Source organism: Streptomyces bullii (genome assembly GCF_042657145.1).
Lineage (GTDB): Bacteria > Actinomycetota > Actinomycetes > Streptomycetales > Streptomycetaceae > Streptomyces > Streptomyces bullii.
Genome location: NZ_JBHSNY010000009.1, coordinates 407,657 through 427,617, shown reverse-complemented (window position 1 = coordinate 427,617; position 19,961 = coordinate 407,657). Strand labels below are relative to the sequence as shown.

At 68.0% G+C, this 19,961-nt stretch carries 12 protein-coding genes and 4 pseudogenes; 11 read left to right on the top strand and 5 right to left on the bottom strand.

Annotated elements, in window-relative coordinates; translation table 11 throughout:
* Positions 1–331: 331 nt before the first annotated feature.
* From ACFPZJ_RS26960 to ACFPZJ_RS26950, 3 genes and pseudogenes are all read left to right on the top strand, one after another.
* Positions 332–853 (top strand): annotated as a pseudogene (locus ACFPZJ_RS26960) (integrase core domain-containing protein); the annotation flags it as partial.
* Positions 854–919: 66 nt separating this feature from the next.
* A pseudogene (locus ACFPZJ_RS26955) lies at positions 920–1,587 on the top strand (winged helix-turn-helix domain-containing protein); the annotation flags it as partial.
* Between the two features lie 82 nt (positions 1,588–1,669).
* Positions 1,670–1,879: a DUF4259 domain-containing protein gene (locus tag ACFPZJ_RS26950; protein WP_381026561.1), complete on the top strand. Its 210-nt coding sequence runs from the start codon at positions 1,670–1,672 to the stop codon at positions 1,877–1,879.
* Positions 1,880–1,973: 94 nt separating this feature from the next.
* Here ACFPZJ_RS26950 and ACFPZJ_RS26945 read toward each other — a convergent pair whose 3' ends face one another.
* Positions 1,974–2,507 carry a GNAT family N-acetyltransferase gene (locus tag ACFPZJ_RS26945; protein ID WP_381026560.1) on the bottom strand — a complete coding sequence of 178 codons (534 nt, stop codon included), beginning with the start codon at positions 2,505–2,507 and terminating at the stop codon, positions 1,974–1,976.
* Positions 2,508–2,765: 258 nt separating this feature from the next.
* Complete coding sequence (locus ACFPZJ_RS26940) at positions 2,766–4,124, bottom strand: glycoside hydrolase family 43 protein (protein WP_381026557.1); 1,359 nt, start codon at positions 4,122–4,124, stop codon at positions 2,766–2,768.
* Positions 4,125–4,404: 280 nt separating this feature from the next.
* Here ACFPZJ_RS26940 and ACFPZJ_RS26935 point away from each other — a divergent pair.
* The 5 genes and pseudogenes from ACFPZJ_RS26935 to ACFPZJ_RS26915 all read left to right on the top strand — a co-directional run.
* Positions 4,405–6,081 (top strand): annotated as a pseudogene (locus ACFPZJ_RS26935) (glycoside hydrolase family 43 protein); the annotation flags it as partial.
* A 104-nt stretch (positions 6,082–6,185) separates the two neighbouring features.
* On the top strand, positions 6,186–6,593 hold the full coding sequence (locus ACFPZJ_RS26930) for an RICIN domain-containing protein (RefSeq protein WP_381026708.1): 408 nt from the start codon (positions 6,186–6,188) through the stop codon (positions 6,591–6,593).
* A 69-nt stretch (positions 6,594–6,662) separates the two neighbouring features.
* The gene (locus ACFPZJ_RS26925) at positions 6,663–8,969 is read left to right on the top strand and encodes a beta-L-arabinofuranosidase domain-containing protein (RefSeq protein WP_381026554.1); all 2,307 of its coding nucleotides are present in this window, start codon (positions 6,663–6,665) and stop codon (positions 8,967–8,969) included.
* A 168-nt stretch (positions 8,970–9,137) separates the two neighbouring features.
* Positions 9,138–10,547, top strand: a complete 1,410-nt coding sequence (locus ACFPZJ_RS26920; RefSeq protein WP_381026551.1) for a non-reducing end alpha-L-arabinofuranosidase family hydrolase — start codon at positions 9,138–9,140, stop codon at positions 10,545–10,547.
* Between the two features lie 88 nt (positions 10,548–10,635).
* Positions 10,636–12,282, top strand: coding sequence for a glycoside hydrolase family 27 protein (locus ACFPZJ_RS26915; RefSeq protein ID WP_381026548.1), 1,647 nt, complete (start codon positions 10,636–10,638; stop codon positions 12,280–12,282).
* 138 nt (positions 12,283–12,420) lie between these two features.
* On the opposite strand, the pseudogene ACFPZJ_RS26910 reads toward ACFPZJ_RS26915, so the two are convergent.
* Positions 12,421–12,668 (bottom strand): annotated as a pseudogene (locus ACFPZJ_RS26910) (alpha-L-fucosidase); the annotation flags it as partial.
* Between ACFPZJ_RS26910 and ACFPZJ_RS26905 the strand changes: the two are divergent.
* The 3 genes from ACFPZJ_RS26905 (at position 12,574) to ACFPZJ_RS26890 (ending at position 17,163) form a co-directional block, all read left to right on the top strand.
* A complete protein-coding gene (locus tag ACFPZJ_RS26905) occupies positions 12,574–12,771 on the top strand; it encodes a hypothetical protein (protein WP_381026546.1) in 198 nt (65 codons plus the stop codon). The pseudogene ACFPZJ_RS26910 and the gene ACFPZJ_RS26905 sit on opposite strands and share 95 nt — an antisense overlap.
* Before the next feature lie 355 nt (positions 12,772–13,126).
* A complete protein-coding gene (locus ACFPZJ_RS26900; RefSeq protein WP_381026543.1) occupies positions 13,127–14,557 on the top strand; it encodes a glycoside hydrolase family 43 protein in 1,431 nt (476 codons plus the stop codon).
* A 1,181-nt stretch (positions 14,558–15,738) separates the two neighbouring features.
* Positions 15,739–17,163, top strand: a complete 1,425-nt coding sequence (locus ACFPZJ_RS26890; protein WP_381026706.1) for a family 43 glycosylhydrolase — start codon at positions 15,739–15,741, stop codon at positions 17,161–17,163.
* A gap of 18 nt (positions 17,164–17,181) precedes the next feature.
* On the opposite strand, the gene ACFPZJ_RS26885 is transcribed toward ACFPZJ_RS26890, so the two are convergent.
* Together ACFPZJ_RS26885 and ACFPZJ_RS26875 are read right to left on the bottom strand one after the other, a co-directional pair.
* Complete coding sequence (locus ACFPZJ_RS26885) at positions 17,182–17,904, bottom strand: FadR/GntR family transcriptional regulator (protein WP_381026703.1); 723 nt, start codon at positions 17,902–17,904, stop codon at positions 17,182–17,184.
* 596 nt (positions 17,905–18,500) lie between these two features.
* Positions 18,501–19,883 carry a condensation domain-containing protein gene (locus tag ACFPZJ_RS26875; protein ID WP_381026541.1) on the bottom strand — a complete coding sequence of 461 codons (1,383 nt, stop codon included), beginning with the start codon at positions 19,881–19,883 and terminating at the stop codon, positions 18,501–18,503.
* Positions 19,884–19,961 lie beyond the last annotated feature (78 nt).

Here is a 19,961-nt window from a genome sequence, read left to right as displayed (position 1 = left end):
CGGCCGCGAACCCGGGCGAGCAGACGGTCGACGGCGGGGCGGAGGCGCGCGGCTGTGCGGTGGACCAGTTCTCGATGTCCACAGGCTGGCCGCTATCCCCGCTGGATGCCGTCGGCCAGGCGTTCAAGATCTTCCTGATGGAGCGCGCCGTTGACGAAGAGGTATGCGGTCGACGCGCTCACCTGGCACCTACGGTCCTTCGCGACCATGCTCACCGAACGCAAAGGCGAGCGCCTGCCGGACTGGCTCGGCGCAGTTCGGCAGGACAACCTGCCCAGCCTCCACACCCTTGCCGCCGGCATTGACCGTGATCGCGAAGCTGAGGCGGATCCACGGCCGGGACAGCGATCAGGCCAAGGTCGCTAGTCGGGCGAAGTCGGCCGGGGCGAAGCGTGGCTACGTCTACCTGCACTCCGTCGTCGATGGTTTCTCACGGCTCGCCTACACAGAACCGCTGGGCGATGAGAAGGGCGCGACGGCTGCTGCTTTCCTCGCCCGGGCGAAGGTCTGGTTCGCCGCCCACGGCATCAACCACATCCACCGGGTCGTCACCGACAATGGCGCTTGCTACCGCTCCGGCGACTTCGCCCGCATCGTCGGGCAAGGCACCCGACATCAAAGAACCAAGCCATACACACCTCGGCACAACGGGAAGGTGGAGCGCTACCAGCGCATCATGGCCGAGGAAGTCCTCTACGCCCGCGAGTTCGCCAGCGAGGACGCCCGGTCAGCCGCGATCGCAGTGTGGAACATCCACTACAACTACCACCGGCCGCATAGTGCTGCCGCCGGAAACCCGCCAGCAGCACGCCTGCGCGAGAGCGTCACCAACGTCGAGCCCTCATACAACTAGAGATCTTTAACAGTGCGGGTTACGCGGGGTCGTGACGGCTGTCGTGGGCCGCGCTACGCCAGGAGGGTGAGGTCTCCCGATGGTGGTGGACTGACGGCCGAGGAACGGGCTCGGCGTGAGCAAGTCCGGCTCGCAGCCGCTGACCTGATCGAGGCGGGGGCCAGCGACCGGGAAGTAGCCCGGCGGTTCAGGGTGACCCGGATGTCGGCTAACCGCTGGCGGCGGGCGTTGGCTTCAGGCGGGCGGCAGGCCCTGGCCTCCAAGGGCCCCGGCGGTGCCCGCTGCAAGCTCGACGCGGGACAACTCCGCCTCGTGGAGTCGGTGCTGGAAGCCGGCCCGGCCGCCTCTGGCTGGAGTGACCAGTGCTGGACGCTGGCGAGGATCGCCGAGGTCGTGCGCCGCCGGTTCGGTGTTGAGTCCACCCTGGCGGGGCTGGACCTGCTGCTGCACCGCATCGGCTGGAGCGTGCAGGTCCCCTCTCGCAGGGCCACCGAGCGGCACGAGGCGAAGATCGCCGCCTGGAAGGACGAGCAGTGGCCCGTCATAAAAAGAGGGCGGCGGACTTGGGCGCCTGGCTCTGCTTCGATGACGAAGCCGGCCAGGGCCTGAGGCCGCCCAAAGGCCGCGCCTGGGGCCGCCGGGGACCCGTCTACCAGCTGCCGCCGTACGCTCCCAAGCTCAACCCCGTCGAGGGCGTGTGGTCACACCTGAAGAGGTCGCTGGCCAACCTCACGACGTCACCCCATAGGTGGCTCTCACTTTCGCCGCCGATCATGGACCTGTGCCCTGGTCCATCCCTTCCACGGATAGACCAGTGTGGTTCCCGGACTCACCGCCTCAGTGGCTCCCGTTCATCCCGCCGAGAACAGGCATACGGCACCTGCAGAACAAGTGCACTCCGCCAATAGGGAAGCCCTGCACCGCGTCTTGGATGACGAATCCGAGCTGGCACAGGGCTGGGTGGACCACACCGATGCTGCCGAATGGCGCCAGGAATTGCAGCTGATCCTCCGGGCGCTGAAGTAGCAACGATCATTCACAGTGGCAGCACCACAGAAGCTGAGCCAGAACCCGAGAAATGAGGGCGGTGCCGTGACCGGGCTCGGCCCGATGTCTGTGCTCAGCTGCAGTCGGCGGCTGATGGGGCCTCGCGGGTCATAGGCAGGGTTGGCAGCCTCCCTCGCCAGAGGTACCGTTCGCCTGCGATCTCAAAGCCGTGGCGTTGGTAGAACCGGATCGCACGTTCGTTGTAGTCGACGACCCCGAGGCGGATACGTGCAGGTCCTGCCCAGGTGAGGAACTCGGTCATCATGTAGCCACCGAGCCCGTGCCCCTGGGCGTGGTCCAGCAAATACATCGGTCCGAGGGTGACCGATTCCGATTCGTCCCGGTGGCCGCAGAGATAGCCGACGATCTCCGTCTTGAACCGGACGACACGGCAGAAGTGCGGCGCGGGGTGCTGGTTTGCCACCTCGATGAACTCTCGCCACTGCGCGATGCCTTCTGCCGTGGCGGACGTACCCCGGTGCTCACGGATCCAGGACTCATCGATCCCTGCGTCTGCGTTGGGGTAGTTCTGCAGCCAGTTCCGCAGGTGCAAGGGCCCCAGCGTCGGGGCGTCGTCAGGATGAGCGGCAGTGATCACATAGGTCATGTCAGACAATACTGGTGCCCTGGCTACGCCACCATGCAACTGACCCGGGGAAGTTAGTACTCCCGTTGCAGTTCGCTATCTCTGCTGGTCAGAGGCACCCCTTCGAGTCTGTTCGGCTGCCGTGGCCCCAGGTGCCGGAAGTTCGTGACCTCCACCGTGACGGCGACGGTAGTGGCAGCGTCGTGCGGTTGCCGGGTGGCGGCGCCGCCACCAGGACCAGCTCAGCGTCTCAGATCCCGGGAGAACACCGCGGACAGGTCAGGCCCAGGGGCTGACCACCGTGAAGGAGCTGTCGGCGCGGAACGTGTCGGTGTTCTGGTAGGGGTCCACGCGCAGGGCGTAGTTGTAGTGGCGCAGGTAGCGGCCGGGGTAGTTGAACGACTCCAGGCGGACGGAGCCGGAGGCGCTGCCCGGGCGGGCGCAGTAGGTGGCGTCCTTGTTGAAGGTGTCGGTGCCGTTGCTGCTGTCGAAGCGGACCCGGAAGTCCCAGTGGCGGAGGTAGCGGCCGGAGAAGTCGCGGAAGGAGTAGCAGTTGGCGTCGGCGAGGCCGGGTACGACGGTGAAGGTGGCGCTCTGCTTGACGGCGGTGCTGCTGGAGGTGCTCACCGGGTCGGTGTAGCCGAGGCTGTCGGAGCGTACCACGGCGTACCGGTCGGGGTAGTTGACCGACCGCAGCGACCTGGTGGCGTTGGTGGGCAGGGTGACACCGCCGGGGACTGTCTCCTTCAGCACGGTGGCGTGGCGGATGAAGCCGGACAGCCCGGGCACCTCGGTGGGCGCGGACCAGGTGGCGAAGTTGTCGTAGCTGTCGCTGTACCAGTACTTCCCGGCGCGGTAGCCGTCGTAGTAGATGCGCCAGCCGCCGTTGTCGAGCTGGACCAGGGCCGGGCCCTCTACCCAGTCGCCGAAGCCGGCCCAGTCGCCCGTCTTACGCACGGTGTAGGGGCCGGTGAGGCAGGAGGCGGTGGCGTACTCGATGTACTTCGTCGTCTCGTTCTTGGTGAACGCGTGGTAGGTGGAGCCGACCTTGACGATGAAGGTGTCGATGTAGTTCGGGCCGATACCGGACAGCTGGGTGGGCGCGTACCAGGTGGTCAGCGCTGCGTTGGTCGCCGTGATCTTGTAGGCGGTGAAGTGGGTGGCGGTGCTCGCCGCCGTCAGGGACACGATGACGTTGACGCTGCCGTCGGTGTCAATGAACCACTCAGGTGCCCAGGTGCGGGTCAGCCCGCTGATCGGGATCGTGTGGTTGTACAGGAACGTCCAGTTCACCCGGTCGGTGCTCCGGGCGAAACCGATCGTGTTCCCCGTCCAGTTTGTGGTGTAAGTGAGGTAGTAGTAGCCGTCGGTGTGCTTGAAGATGCTGGGGTCCCGGATGAGCCCGGACGGCAGGGTGTAGGCGGGGCCTTTCTGCACGGTGAATCCGGTGGCGTCCGGCGAGTCGTACACGTACAGGTTCGACTCACTGCTGTTGGTGAACGCGGTCATCGTGTACCGCGTGGCCTGCCCGGCAGGTGGGGCGACGGCGGAGGCGGTGCCCTCAAAGAGGGCGCCGCCCAGCAGGGCCAGCAGCAGCGGGCCCAGCAGGGCGAGCAGCTTTCTTACGGTTCTGTTCAACTCTTCCTCCGGGCTCGGCCAGTCCGCTGGGCCGATCGCCGTGACGAGGGATGCGATTGTTCGGAATACCGACCAGCGTTCGGAACTTCGAGCAGAAGATAGGTTTGGGCCGTGGTTCCGTCAATGTTTCCGACGAGTACCGTTCGGTGCATTTCGCGCCGCCCGGATACCGAAGAAGCCGCACTGTCACACACGTTGACTTCCGTACGGGACACCCTTTACGTTCGGCGCCGACCCCGTCCGGCAATTCGACCCACGTTCGGAATATCGGTCATCCGCGGTGCGAGAGCGGTCCCGCCTCCGGAAGGAACCCACCCCCCATGCCCCGAACCGCGCTTTCCAGGCGCGACCCCTTCCCCAACCCCACCGCCTGTACACCGGACTTCGCGCACTCGAGGTCCAGGCGGTGTTTCTCGTGGACATCACCAGACGACAGCTCGGCCGGCTCGCCGCGGTCGGCGCCGGGGCGCTCGTGCTGCCGGGCCTGCTGCCCCCGAGCAGGGCGGCGGCGGCCGTACCTCCGGCCGGCACGTGGGGCGACCAGGGCGACGGCACCTACGTCAATCCCATCCTCCCGGGCGACTTCAGCGACTGGGACTGCATCCGGGTCGGCTCCGACTACTACGGCACCACCAGCACGTTCGGGTACTCGCCGGGCATGGCCGTCCTGCACTCGAAGGACCTGGTCAACTGGCGAACGCTCGGCGGCGCGGTCGGCCATGTCACCCGGACCGGACCGGAGTTGAACGGGGACCGGTCGAACCGCTACGGCCGTGGCGTGTGGGCCGGCGCCCTCCGCTTCCACGCGGGGCGGTACTGGCTGTACTTCAACACGCCCGACGAGGGCTTCTTCATGACGTCGGCCTCGTCGCCGGCCGGGCCGTGGGAGCCGCTGCACTCACTGTGGCGGATCTCCGGCTGGAACGACGTGTGCCCGTTCCGGGACGACGACGGTCAGGGCTACCTGGTCACCACGCACTACGCGGACAGCTACAAGGTGCACCTGTTCAAGCTGTCCGAGGACGGCAAGTCGCTGGTCGGCCCGTCCACGGTCATCCACCGGTCGCGGGGCAGCGAGGCCAACAAGCTGTACAAGATCAGCGGTGTCCACTACCACCCGTTCAGCGAGGTGAAGTCCGAGGGCCGGGTGGTCATGATGAACCGCGCCTCCAGCCTCTACGGCCCGTTCGAGACCCGGCAGTTACAGCACGTCTCCCCCTCGGTGGACCGCGAGCCCAACCAGGGCGGGCTGGTGCAGGCTCCGGACGGCGCCTGGTACTGGATCACCCACCACGGCACCGGACGCTGGGAGGGGCGCGTGCTCTCCGTGCTGCCGGTGACCTGGGTGGACGGCTGGCCGATCCTGGGCGAGGTGGGCGCGGACGGCATCGGCACCATGGTATGGACCAGCCGGGTGCCCGCCGGCGGCCCGCCCGGTATGCCGGTCGACGCGCTGCCCCCCGTGGTGACCAGCGACCTGTTCACCGACACCCGCCTGGGGCCGCAGTGGGAGTGGAACTACCAGCCGCGCGCGGACCACTGGTCGTTGACCGAACGCCCCGGCTACCTGCGCTTGAAGGCGTTCGCCCCGCCGGTGGCCGACAACCTGACCAAGGTGGGGAACACCCTCACCCAGCGGGTGCTGCGCACGGCGGGCGGCGCGACGGTGACCGGCCGCCTCGAACTGGCCGGCCTCGCCGACGGCCAACACGCCGGGCTGTGCCACTGCCCCGCCACCTACGCCGGGGTGGGCGTCCGGCGCTCCGGGACCACCACCACGATCGCGCACAACGCCGGCGGCACTCTGACCTACGGTCCGGCGATCACGCAGAACGCCGTGTGGCTGCGCACCACCTGGGACGTCAACGGAGTCAGCCGGTTCTCCTACAGCCTCGACGGAAACGTCTTTTCCTCGTTCGGCGGCACCTACCAGCTCATCTGGGGCGGATACCGCGGTGACCGGGTCGGCCTCTACACCTGCAACCCGAACGGCACCGGCTACGTCGACGTCGACTGGCGCAGTACACCATCGCGCCCACCTGGGTCTACACGCGCGTCAGCGTGCGCAGCGGCAAGGTCGCCGACGTCTACCGCGTCGAACGCGGACGGCGCCGCCGTCACCCAGTGGCCCGGCACCGGCGCGTCGAACCAGCAGTGGCCTTCCGGTCCACGGGGAACGGCTACCACACCATCGCCTGTGTCCGCAGCGGCAAGGTGCTCGACGTGGCGGGGTTCTCGGCGGACGGCGCGGCGGTCGTGCAGAGGACCGCCGACGGCCGGACGAGCCGGCAGTGGCAGCTGCGGCCGCAGACCGGGGGCGAGTTCGTCCTGGTCAACCGCAACAGCGGCAAGGTGCTCGATGTCAAGGGAGGCAGTACGGCCGACGGTGTCGCACTGATCCAGTACCGCGACGTCGGCAGTTCCGACCGGCGATGGACCTTCCATCGCGTCACCGGCTGGGGACCCTGAGGCGTGGAGGCGAAGTCCCCGCCGGGTGTCAACGACCAAGCAATCGCTCTCGTCATCGAAAGGTGCAAGATGTCTTCCTTCGTCAGCAGACGGCGCCTGCTGCAAGTAGCCGGGGCCACGGTCGCCGCATCTGCCACGGGATCCTTCATGGGCGCATCTCCCGCGCAGGCGGCCGTTCCTCCCGCAAGGGCCGACATAGGGGTCTTGGCGCACCCCTTCGAACTCGGCCAGGTCCGGCTCACCGCGAGCCGGTGGCTGGACAACCAGAACCGAACGCAGAACTATCTGCGGTTCGTCGATGTCGACCGGCTGCTGTACAACTTCCGCGCCAACCACCGGCTCTCCACCAACGGCGCCGCCGCCACCGGCGGCTGGGAAGCACCGAACTTCCCGTTCCGCACCCACGTCCAAGGGCACTTCCTCACGGCCTGGGCACAGCTGTACGCCGTGACCGGGGACACCGTCTGTCGGGACAAGGCCACCTACATGGTCGCGGAGCTGGCCAAGTGCCAGGCCAACAACGGCGCCGCCGGTTTCAACGCCGGGTACCTCTCCGGCTATCCCGAGTCCGACTTCACCACTCTCGAGCAGCGGACCCTGAGCAACGGCAATGTGCCGTACTACACCATCCACAAGACCCTCGCCGGCCTGCTGGACGTGTGGCGCCACATCGGCAGCACACAGGCCCGGGACGTGCTGCTCGCCCTGGCGGGATGGGTCGACTGGCGCACCGGCAGGCTGAGCAGCCAGCAGATGCAGGCCATGCTGCAGACCGAGTTCGGCGGCATGAACGCCGTGCTGACCGATCTCTACCAGCAGACGGGCGACGCGCGGTGGCTCACCGCGGCCCGGCGGTTCGACCACGCCGCGGTGTTCGACCCGCTGGCGTCCAACCAGGACCGGCTCAACGGACTGCACGCCAACACGCAGGTGCCCAAGTGGATCGGGGCCGCCCGGGAGTTCAAGGCCACCGGCACCACCCGCTACCGCGACATCGCCACCAACGCCTGGAACTTCACCGTCAACGCGCACACCTACGCCATCGGCGGCAACAGCCAGGCGGAGCACTTCCGCGCCCCGAACGCCATCGCCGGCTACCTGAACAAGGACACGTGCGAAAGCTGCAACACCTTCAACATGCTCAGCCTCACCCGGGAGTTGTTCGCGCTGGACCCGAACCGGGTCGCGCTGTTCGACTACTACGAGCGGGCGTGGCTGAACCAGATGATCGGCCAGCAGAATCCGGCCGACGACCACGGCCACGTCACCTACTTCACCCCGCTCAATCCGGGAGGCCGGCGCGGTGTGGGCCCGGCGTGGGGCGGCGGCACCTGGAGCACCGACTACGTCACCTTCTGGTGCTGCCAGGGCACGGGCCTGGAGATGCACACCAGGCTGATGGACTCCATCTACTTCCGCAGTGACAACACGCTGATCGTGAACCTGTTCGTGCCCTCGGTGCTCACCTGGTCGGAGCGCGGGATCACGGTCACCCAGACCACGACGTACCCCGTCAGCGACACCACGAACCTGCAGGTCACCGGCAACGTCAGCGGCACCTGGGCGATGCGCATCCGCATCCCGAGCTGGACCGCCGAGGCCACGATCAGTGTCAACGGCACGCGGCAGAACATCACCACCACCCCCGGCAGCTACGCCACCCTGACCCGCTCCTGGACCTCCGGCGACACGGTCACCGTCCGCCTGCCCATGCGGATCGTCATGCGAGCGGCCAACGACAACCCGAACGTCGCCGCGATCACCTACGGCCCGGTGGTCCTGTCCGGAAACTACGGTGACACCGCGCTCAGTTCCCTGCCGACGCTGAACACGGCCTCGATCACACGGACCAGCAGCAGTTCGCTCGCCTTCACCGCCACCGCCAACGGCTCCACCGTCAGCCTGGGCCCGTTCCACGACGCGCACGGCCACAACTACACCGTCTACTGGAACGCCGGCGGCAGCGTCCGTCTCGTCAACGCGGGCAGCGGTCTGCTCCTGGGCATCCAGAACATGTCCACGGCCGACGGTGGCCGCGCTCTGCAGTGGTCCGACAACGGCACCGCCGACCACGACTGGTACATGATCAGCGATGGAAGCGGATTCCGCTTCCGCAATGTCCACAGCGGCAAGGTGCTCGGCGTCTTGAACATGTCGACGGCAGACGGCGCGACCGTACTGCAGTGGTCGGACAACGGCACCGCCGACCACCGATGGACGCTGCTCGACCAGGGAGACGGAACCTACAAGATCCGCAACGAGAACAGCGGCAAGTTGCTCGCCATCGCGAACAACTCCACCGCCGTGGGTGCGTTCGCGGTCCAGGACTCGGACGACGGCACTGCCGACAACCGGTGGCGCATCGTGAGGAACTAGGCCGGCGCGGAAGCACCTCCTGGCCGGTCCCCATCCTCCACCACGCTCGACCTTTCGACCTTCGTTCGATATCGAGAACAAAGGAGGTCGAGGCGCAGCACATCGACAGTCCGGACAGCCTCTGACGGGGCCGAACCGGAAACGCTCACTCAACGAATGAGGCCCGCATTGCGCAGACTACGTTTCAGCCGCAGACATCTGTCCGTGGTACTCGCGGCCCTGGTCGCGTCGGCGGCGACGCTCGTCGCCCATCCGGCTCAGGCGGCCACCACCGGCGCCGTGCGCGGTGCCGGTTCCAACCGGTGTCTCGATGTACCGGGTGCCGCCCAGACCGACGGCACGAACCTGCAGATCTGGGACTGCCACGGCGGGACCAACCAGCAGTGGACGCTGACGGACAGCAACCAGCTGACCGTGTACGGCAACAAGTGCCTGGATGTCCCGGGCCACGCGACCACGGCCGGTACCAGGCCGGTGATCTGGTCCTGCAACGGCGGTACGAACCAGCAGTGGCGGGTGAACGCCGACGGCACGATCGTCGCCGTGGAGTCCGGGCTGTGTCTGGACATCAGCGGCGGCGCTACGGCCAACGGCACGGCGGTGCAGCTCTGGAACTGCAACGGCGGCAGCAACCAGAAGTGGACCGGCCTGTCCGGGACGCCCAACTCGTGTTCTCTTCCGTCGACATACCGGTGGACGTCGACCGGTCCGCTGGCGCAGCCGGCGAATGGCTGGGTGGCGCTCAAGGACTTCACCACCGTGACGTACAACGGCCAGCACCTGGTCTACGGGACCACCTCTGACGGATCGTCGTGGGGTGCGATGACGTTCCGGCCCTTCACGAACTGGTCGGACATGGCCTCGGCCGGCCAGACCGGGATCAGCGGGGCCGCGGTGGCGCCCAAACTCTTCTACTTCGCGCCCAAGAAGATATGGGTGCTGGTCTCGAACGGGTGGGGCACCGCCTGGCCCTTCACCTACCGCACGTCCAGCGACCCCACCAACCCCAACGGCTGGTCCGCGCCGCAGGAGCTGTTCACCGGCAGCCTCCCCACAGGCGGCCCGATCGACCCGACCATGATCGCCGACGACCAGAACATGTACCTGTTCTTCGCCAATGACAAGGGCAGCATCTTCAGGTCGGTCATGCCGATCGGGAACTTCCCGAGCAGCTTCGGCTCGTCGTACACGACGGTCATGAGCGATACGGAGGACAAGCTGTTCGAGGCGCCGGAGGTCTACAAGGTCCAGGGCCAGAACCAGTACCTCATGATTGTTGAGGCGAAGGGCGCGGGCGGCCGCTACTTCCGCTCGTTCACCGCCTCCAGCCTGAACGGTCCGTGGACCCTCCAGGCCGGCAGCGAGAGCAGCCCCTTCGCGGGCAAGGCCAACAGCGGTGCCACCTGGACCAACGACATCAGCCACGGCGACCTGGTCCGCGCCGACCCCGACCAGACCATGACCATCGACCCGTGCAAGCTGCAGTTCCTCTACCAGGGCTACGACCCCGACATCCCAAGAGAAACCCCCTACCAGCGACTGCCGTACCGGCCGGGCCTGCTCACCCTGCAGCGCTGACCTGCGCGCACGTGATCACAAGCTCGTGACCTTGCCCTTTGGAGGGAGGCAAAGCAGCTTCCGCTCTGCCTCCCAGGAAGGACCTCCCATGGTTCCCCTGCACAGACGACTGCTGCGTCTCCTCACAGCCACCGCACTGACGCTCACCGCCACCGTCACCGCCTCCGTCGGCACGACCGCCGAGGCCGCACCGGGCAGCCCCGCCCTCACCCCTCCGCTGGGGTGGAACAGCTGGAACAGCTTCGGGTGCGGGATCACCGAGGCGCAGGTCCGTGAGGCCGCCGACGCGATGGTGTCCTCGGGTATGAAGGCCGCGGGGTACCAGTACGTCGTCGTCGACGACTGCTGGTTCGACCCGCAGCGTGACGCGGCCGGCAACCTGCGGGCCAACCCGACCAAGTTCCCCAGCGGCATGAAGGCGCTCGGTGACTACATTCACAGCAAGGGCCTGAAGTTCGGCATCTACCAGGCCCCCAACGAGAAAACGTGCGCCCAGGGCGTGGGCACCTACCCCGGCTCCACGGGCAGCAAGGGCCACGAGAGGCAGGACGCCGCCACGTTCGCCTCGTGGGGCGTGGACTACCTCAAGTACGACTGGTGTTCCGGCAGCGGCACCCTCAGCGAGCAGATCGCACAGTTCACGCTCATGCGCGACGCGCTGCGCGCCACGGGGCGGCCGATCGTCTACAGCATCAACCCCAACAGCTTCCACGCCCCCACCGGCGACAAGTACAACTGGGGCGAGGTCGCCGACCTGTGGCGGACGACCGAGGACCTGCTCGACATCTGGCAGAACAACAACACCAACAGCTACCCGATGGGCGTCGGCAACGTCCTCGACGTCACCGCCCCGCTCGCCGCGCAGTCGGGTCCCGGCCACTGGAACGACCCCGACATGCTGGTCGTCGGCCGCCCCGGCCTGTCCCTGACCGAGTCCCGCTCCCACTTCGCCCTGTGGGCACTCATGAGTGCCCCGCTCATGGCCGGCAACGACATCCGCACCATGTCCGCGGACGTGAGCGCCATCCTGCGCAACCCGCGCCTGCTCGCGGTCAACCAGGACTCGCTGGGCGCGGGCGGACGCCGGGTCCGCGACGACGGCGACACCGAGGTGTTCGCCAAGCCCCTGTCCGACGGCTCCGTCGCGGTCGGCCTGTTCAACCGAGGCAGCAGCACCGCGACCGTCACCACCACGGCCGCACAAGTCGGCCTCTCCGGCGGGCCGTTCACCCTCACCGACCTGTGGACCGGCGGCACGTCGACCACCTCCGGGCAGATCTCGGCCAGCGTCCCCGCGCACGGTGTCGCCGTGTTCAAGGTGACCGGCGGCAGCCCGCTGGCCTCCACCACCGCACGCCTGCGCGGTACCGGGTCCGGCCGCTGCCTGGACGTGGACGGTGCCGCCACGGCGGCCGGGACCAAGACGCTGATCTGGGACTGCCACACGGCCGCCAACCAGCTGTGGACCACCTGGGCCGGCGGCGAGATCCGCGTCTACGGCGACAAGTGCCTGGACGCCTCCAACCAGGGCACCACCAACGGCACGCCGGTCGTCATCTGGCCCTGCAACGGCCAGAACAACCAGAAGTGGACCGTCGGTTCCGACGGGTCGATCCGCAACGTCCATGCCGGGCTGTGCCTCGACGTCAACGGCGCCCAGACCGCCAACGGGACCCCGGTCATCCTGTGGACCTGCAACGGCCAGAACAACCAGAAGTGGACCACGCTCCCGTAACCGGCAGACGTCCGGCCGGAAGAGGGCAGTCCCACGACAGCGAACCAAGCTGCGGGGACTGCCCCTCCTGCACCGGGACCGGGACTGCGAGCGCGAACGGCGGACCGTGGAGGAAGCGGGCATCTCCACGGTCTGCACTGCGACCTCCAGCAGTTTGCCGCTGCCCACACCCTTGATCTCGCAGTAGCCATCGCCGGTGTCGGTGAAGGTCGGTAGACGGTGCCGTCGCCGGGCAGCGTGGTGGAGACCAGGGCCGGCTTGGCCGTCCGGCCGCCGATCCTGACGCCGCCCATGGTGGCGTACCCGCCGGTGGCCGCGCTGGCCCGGATCCGTACGAACCCCACGCTACGGGCGGGCCATTCGGCCACCTTGGTGGCGCGGTCGCCACCGGGTGGGCGGTCGGCCGACGTGAACGTCGTCGAGCGGGGCTTCGGCAGCCGGGGCGCGCTGGGCGTCAGCCAGGCCTGCTCCGGCGGAACGCCATGCTGACCGACTGCGACACCCTTTCAGGTCCCACGGCTACTGCTGCCGGAGGTATTGACGCGTCCCGCTCCTCGCACTTAGCGTCTGCCCGACCTTACGAACGTCGTTCGATTTATCGGACAACTCACCTCGCCGGACAGGGAGTCGGATACGCAAGTTCCACCTCCCCGGCAGTGGAGACCGAGACCCCGCTCGCATCGACAACCGCTCGGTCGGCCCCCGCACCCCGACCGCCCCACTCGGGTGACAAGCGTGCCACCGCGGCGAAGCACACCGCCCACGGGAGAGACGCGTCACCCGGAATGAGTCGGCCCCGTCCGCGCGCCCGGTGGTGGCCACTGCAGAACGACAGGAGACATACATGTCCGCGCTTCGCGCCCGGCTGTCGGCGATACTGCTCGCTGTGTGCCTGCTCTTCACGGGCCAAGCCTTGATCACACCGGGCCGGGCGGCCGCCGCCGACCCGGGCTACCTGATGACGCACTTCATCGGGGAGGGGTCGAACGGTCAGCAGATCTACTTCTCGTACAGCACGGACGGCCTGAACTGGACTGAGCTCAACGGCGGCGGAATCGCCCTTCGCTCCACGGTCGGCACGAAGGGGGTGCGCGACCCCGCACTGGTGAGATCCCCGAACGGTGACAAGTACTGGATCATCGCGACCGACCTGTGCATCAGCTGCGGGCAGAACTGGGAGGCCGCCGTGTACAACGGCAGCCGCAACCTCGTGGTGTGGGAGTCGACGGACCTGATCAACTGGTCGGAGCCGTGGCTGCTCAATGTCGCCGGCGCGATCCCCGACGGACGCAACGCCTGGGCACCGGAGGCGATTTGGGACCCGGCCTCCAACGACTACGTCCTGTACTGGGCGACGAACAAGCCGGTCGACGGCGTAAAGAAGCACCGCATCTACTACGCCCGCACCAGCGACTTCCGTTCCATCACCACCCCGCAGATCTACATCGAGCGCCCCGGCTTGCAGGAGATCATCGACACCCAGCTCGTCGAGATGCCCTCCGGCGTCGGCAACTACCGCTACGTGCGGGCCTCCGGCGACGGGCAGATCACCCTTGAAGGCAGCAACTCGATCCTCGGCACCTGGACCAGGCTCGGTGACCTCTCCGGCATCGGCCTCACCGGCTCCCAGGTCGAGGGCCCGATGTGGATGAAGTTCCGCGACCGCAACGAGTGGGCGCTCTACCTCGACCAGTACTCCTCCGGACGCGGGTACCTGCCGGTCACGACGACCAACCCCTCCGCCCCCGGCACCTACCGGATTCCGGCGTCGGGAACCTACTCCATGGGCGTCACGAAGAAGCGCCACGGCTCGATCCTGAACCTCACGGCCGCCGAGGAGTCCCGCGTGCTCGCACGCTGGAGCGACATCCCGGCCAACCGGCTCCAGTCGTACAACTTCCAGGACCGGTACGTGCGCCACACCAACTTCGACGTGCGCATCGACCAGAACATCACCGGCCCGGACGCCCAGTTCCGGCTGCGGCCCGGCCTTGCGGGCTCCGGCACCGTTTCCTTCGAATCGGTGAACTACCGGGGGTACTTCCTGCGGCACTCCGGATTCGACTTCCAGCTCGCCCACAACGACGGCACCACCCAGTTCGCCGCGGACGCCACCTTCCGGCAGGTCGCGGGGCTCGCCGACGCGAGCTGGTCGTCCTTCCAGTCGTACAACCACCCCGACCGCTACATCCGCCACTACGCCCACCAACTCCGCCTCGACCCGATCACCACCGCGACAGGACGCAGCGACGCCACCTTCCGCGTGACGAACTGACCCGCACCGACAGGGACGCCGGCGCCTCCGCGAGAGCGCCGGCATCCCCCTTTCCAGTGATGCACTGCCGAGTGGCTGTCTCGTTCAGCGGCGTCAGGAGACGGTGATCATCTGGTGGTCGGCGTCGTGGAACGGGCGTTGCTCCGACTGGTCGCTCTGGGCGCTGCCCTCGTTGGTGTTCGCGTTGGCTTCGTACGAGTACTGGATGGCCTTCGCGCCCGCGTCGCGGGAGGCCGACCTGATGACGGTGTCCTTGCCGCTCGCCTGGCTGACGAACCGCGTGTACCGTCGCCGAAAGGCACGAACGCGAAGCGCTGGTTGGTGCCGCCGATGCTGGGCCAGCGCATGATCGCGGCGTCGTTCGCGTGGAAGGGGTACGACTGGAGGCGCTGGGCGGGGCTGTTGGGTCGGTCGTCACGACCGGCATGCAGCCGCCCCTGGTGGCGTACTGGTCGAGGTAGAGGGCCCACTTGTCGGTGCCGTTGCACTTCATCCACATCGGGCCCTCGACCTGGGAGCCGGTGAGGCCGATGCCGGAGAGGTCACCGAGCCTGGTCCAGGTGCCGAGGATCGAGTTGCTGCCTTCAAGGGTGATCTGCCCGTCGCCGGAGGCCCGCACGTAGCGGTAGTTGCCGACGCCGGAGGGCATCTCGATGATCTGGGTGTCGATGATCTCCTGGGCGCCGGGCGGTCGACTGCCCCACCACGATGCTGCGGCTGCCGTTGTTGATGGAGCCGTCCAGTGGACCCGCAGCCCCAGCACAGGTCGGTGGCGGTGATCCAGTACTGGCTGCCGCCGGGGGATCTGACGAATGCGGGATCGCGCACCCCCTTCGTACCGACCGTGGAGCGCAGGACCATGCCGCCGCCGTTGAAGTCGTTCCAGTGCAGACCGTCCGTGCTGTGGGACAGGTACATCTGCTGGTTGGCCGCCCCCTCCCCCGTGAAGTGCACCATCCCTGACACGGAGCAGCGCCAGCCTCGCTTCTCGACGGCGGAAAGACGCTCCGGATACTTGTGTGACAACTGTTGACGGAGAAAGGTGCAGAACTTATCTTCTGGCCGAACTTACGAACGATGTTCGATATATCGACCCAGTGTGAAGAGGCAGTCCGCCGCACCACCAGCACCAGAGGGAGTACTCCGTGAGACCTGCGCTCACCCGTCGAACGGTCCTCGGCATGATCGCCGGCTCGGCCGCCGCCACCGTCACCGGCATCTCGGCCGGTACCGCCCACGCCGCCGTGCCCGCCTCCCCCGGTGTGACGTACACGAACACCATCGCCGAGCAGCGGGCCGACCCGCACATCTTCAAGCACACGGACGGTTTCTACTACTTCACCGCCACGGTACCGGCGTACGACCGGATCGTGCTGCGCCGGGCCACCACGATCCAGGGGCTCACGTCGGCCGCCGAGACGACCATCTGGACGAAGCACTCCACCGGTGAGATGGGCGCCCACATCTGGGCTCCGGAGATCCACTTCATCGACGGCAAGTGGTACATCTACTTCGCCGCGGGCGCCGCCAACGACATCTGGAGGATCCGGCCCTACGTCCTGGAGTGCACGGCCGCGAACCCGGTCACGGGCACCTGGACGGAGAAGGGCCGTATCGCCCTGCCGCTGGACACCTTCTCCCTGGACGCGACGACCTTCGTCGTCAACGGCACCCGCTACCTGGCCTGGGCGCAGAACGACCCGGCCGTCGGCCGCGGCACCAACATCTACCTGGCGCGGATGTCCAGCCCGTGGACCATCACCGGCGCACCGGTCATGATCAGCCGGCCGACCGCCGCGTGGGAGACCGCCGGAGGGGAGACGGTCAACGAGGGCCCGGCCGTGATCCAGCGGGGCGGCAAGGTCTTCATGACCTTCTCGGCCAGTGCCACCGACGCCAACTACTGCATGGGCATGCTGACCGCGTCCGCCTCGGCCGACCTGCTGAGCGCGTCGTCGTGGGCCAAGAGCACAGGCCCCGTCTTCGCCAGCTACGCCGCCACCAGCCAGTACGGCCCCGGGCACAACCAGTTCACGGTCTCCGAGGACGGCAAGTCGGACGTCCTCGTCTATCACGACCGCAGCTACAAGGACATCAGCGGTTCCCCGCTCAACGACCCCAACCGCCGCACCCGCGTGCAGAAGATTTACTGGAAGGCCGACGGCACACCCGACTTCGGCATCCCGGTCGCCGACGGCCTCACGCCGATCCGGCTCTCCTCGTACAACTTCCCCGACCGGTTCATCCGGCACTGGGAGTACCGAGCCAAGATCGAGCCGAACGTCTCCCCGCTCGCCGACTCGCAGTTCCGCGTCGTCGCCGGTCTCGCCGGCACGGGCACCGTCTCCCTGGAGTCGGCGAACTTCCCCGGCTACTTCCTGCGCCACAACAACAACGAGGTGTGGGTGGAGAAGAACGACGGGACGTCGCTGTTCGCCGCTGACGCCTCCTTCACGGCCCGGGCCGGCCTCTCCGACTCCGCCGGGGTCTCGTACGAGTCGTACAACTTCCCGGGCCGCTACATCCGCCACTACAACTACCTGCTGTATGTCCAGGCTCTCAGTACGACGACCGACCGGGCGGACGCCACCTTCTACACCCAGTGAGCCGGCGCCACCCGCCCGTCACTTCCGCTCTGTCGTCCGGACGGGGAAGGGCTCGGCCGAGCGCAGGTGTTCCCTCAGCCACTGCTCGGTGTTGCTCACGTGCAGCAGTGCGGCGGCCTGGCTGAGGGCGGCGTCACGGGTGGACAGCGCGGTGAAGATCGCCTCGTGCTCGGCGAGGGTGCGGCCCGCGGCCTTGTCGTCGACCAGGCCGCGCCAGATGCGGGCGCGCAGGGTGCGGCCGGAGATCCCTTCCAGGAGGGCGAGGAGGGTCTCGTTGCCCGTGGCCGAGACGACGGCGCGGTGGAAGGCGGCGTCGTGGGCGTTGAGCTGTTCGACGTCGTCGCGGGCCTCGCGCATGGCGTCCAAGTGCCGCTGCACTTCGGCGAGTTGGGCGTCGGAGATCCGGGTGGCGGCGAGGGCCGTGGCCATCGGTTCAAGGAGCCGCCGGACCTCCATGAGGTCCTGCAGGGCGACCGAGTCGCCCTGCAGCAGCTCCACCGCGCCGCCGAGACCCTCCAGGAGCAGGCTCGGCTGGAGGCTGGTCACGTACGTGCCGTCGCCCCGCCGTACCTCCAGGACGCGGGCGACGGACAGCGCCTTGACCGCTTCGCGGGCGAGGTTGCGGGACAGCCCCAGCTGGGCGGCCAGGTCCGGCTCCGGTGGGAGCTTCGAGCCCGGCGGCAGCGCGCCGGTCCGGATCAGCTCACGGATCTGTTCGATGGCCTTGTCCGTCAGAGACACCACGCATCCCTCCCCTCACCGTGCCCCGCCAGCACGTCCGACCGGATCAACCCCTGAGTGCGAAGATCGTCCCAGAGGCCGTCGGGGACGTGTTGACCATGGAGTCCCACGTTTCGTCCGACCTGTCCGCAGTCCGCAGTCCGCAGTCCGCATGCCGAGGGTGACGCTGATGATACTGGGATGCGTGTACGGGAAGGCGATCGCGGCGGCGGGCAGGGTGGTCCCGTGCGCCTGCAGACCTCGGCGATCGCCCGAGCGCGGTCGACCAGGGCCGACGGTGCATCGCGGCAGTCGTACTTCATGCACTCGGCGGGCCGGTCCCGTTAGATACTCATTCACCCGCTCCTGTCGGCCTTGACCGGCACCTCCATCCCATCGCGGCGCCCGAAGCCGCTCACTCCCCCGACCAGCGGGACCGCCCCCGCCGACAGGCCGAACTCCGGTTATCCGAGAGTGGGACGCGTTGCACCGACGGCGGCACCGTTGCCCGGAAAGCTGCACCACATGCTCAGTCAGAGAGGCAGCCCGCTCGTACCAGGCAGCACACCCGGCGTCGTGAGTGATCTCGACGCCGGCCATCCGCGCTCCGCCGCGCTCTATGCGCCGGCGAAGGAGCCGCTCCTTGCGGCGTGACCGCCGATCGCGGCTGCGACCAGCCGGCTCTCGAAGGACCGCAGTATCTGTTCGAGATCCGTCGCGTCGAACGACGTCGCATCCGTCCCCAGACTGATTCCGGCCGTCTCGGACATGCCCCACACATCGAAGGAAAGGTTTCCGGAGTAGGCGTCGACGGGTTTGGGGAATCGTCGGTAACGGCTGGATGCCATGGCTCGGTCGAGGTCCTGCGGTGCCCTGTCCGCGCGAGCCCGGATCAGCGTGCGGGGCGCTATGGGGCGGATGTTGACCACGTACGGGTTGTGTGCGGAGCGGCCCAGTTCGGCGGAGACCTCGTCCAGGGATCTGGCGTAGCGGTCCGGCTCTCGCAGGCTGACGGAGGAGGATCTGACGAGTGCCGCGTCGACGGCCCGGCACAGCGCCGGGAACCGGTCGCTGCCCAGGGACGTGTCGACCGGGACGAGGGCCCTGCCGGCGATATGGGCCACCGCCTCGCGGGCGAAGGCGGTGTGCCGGTTGGGTATCACGGTGTTGAACACGCAGGTGCCGATGCCGAGGTGCTCGGCGAGCGTGCGCGCGTATGCGGCGTGCAGGACGGCGGCCGCGGATGTCCGGTACTGCTTCGCCAGACCGGCTGCCGCGAGGGCGACCGCCGCGGAGTCGAGGCATACGAAGTTGTAGACGGCGGCCCTGTGGCCCGGTGGAGCCTGGAGTTCGGGCATGGCGGACCGACGGAGCATGGCCCGGTCATGGGTGTCGACACGATGGGCGTGCCGCCGCCCCGAGGAACTGGCTTCGAAGCGCGCGATCTGCCACGGCTGCCACCCCGAGCCGAGGTCGGCGCCGGGATCTGCGGCCAGTCGGGCTATGTGTTCGGCCGCGATCCGGGCGCTCGTCGTGTCCGCCGAGAAGTGGTGCAAGGACAGCGCGATATGGGTGGGTCTGCCGTCCACGGTGATGACGGCGGCCCGCAACGGCAGGTCGTCCGGGGCGAATCCGGGCTCGGCCAGTCGGAGCGTGAAGGCGCTCAACTCGTCGCAGGTCGGCGGGGCGTCGGAGGCGTACTCGTCGATCTGGAGCACGCCGGAAGCCACGACGACCGCGCGCGGGTGCCCGTCCGCGTCACGTGGATAGAGCGTGCGCAAAGCCTCGAAGTGAGCCATGACCGCGGCGAAGGCACGCAGCACCGCGGACATGTCGGGCCGGCCGTCCAGTGCCCGCCCCATCCGTACGTTCCTGTTGCGGGGTCCGTGGAGACGGGGGTCGCATCCTTCGCGTTCATGGGCCTTCTGCGACCAGGTCAGTTCATGCTCTCCGGCGGTGCCGGCGACGAAGACGACGTCATGGCGTGCGGTCTGTCGCATACCCGCCCCGGCCCTCCTCCGGTACGGACCCCGATCCTCCACACCGTCCGGCGGTACGACGACGCGGCCGGAGCCCGG

Coding starts and splice junctions, on each gene's coding strand:
- ACFPZJ_RS26945 (WP_381026560.1), bottom strand. CDS start 2,507: ATGACCTATGTGATCACTGCCGCTCATCCTGACGACGCCCCGACGCTG.
- ACFPZJ_RS26925 (WP_381026554.1), top strand. CDS start 6,663: ATGTCTTCCTTCGTCAGCAGACGGCGCCTGCTGCAAGTAGCCGGGGCC.
- ACFPZJ_RS26915 (WP_381026548.1), top strand. CDS start 10,636: ATGGTTCCCCTGCACAGACGACTGCTGCGTCTCCTCACAGCCACCGCA.
- ACFPZJ_RS26905 (WP_381026546.1), top strand. CDS start 12,574: ATGGTGGCGTACCCGCCGGTGGCCGCGCTGGCCCGGATCCGTACGAAC.
- ACFPZJ_RS26900 (WP_381026543.1), top strand. CDS start 13,127: ATGTCCGCGCTTCGCGCCCGGCTGTCGGCGATACTGCTCGCTGTGTGC.
- ACFPZJ_RS26890 (WP_381026706.1), top strand. CDS start 15,739: ATGATCGCCGGCTCGGCCGCCGCCACCGTCACCGGCATCTCGGCCGGT.
- ACFPZJ_RS26875 (WP_381026541.1), bottom strand. CDS start 19,883: ATGCGACAGACCGCACGCCATGACGTCGTCTTCGTCGCCGGCACCGCC.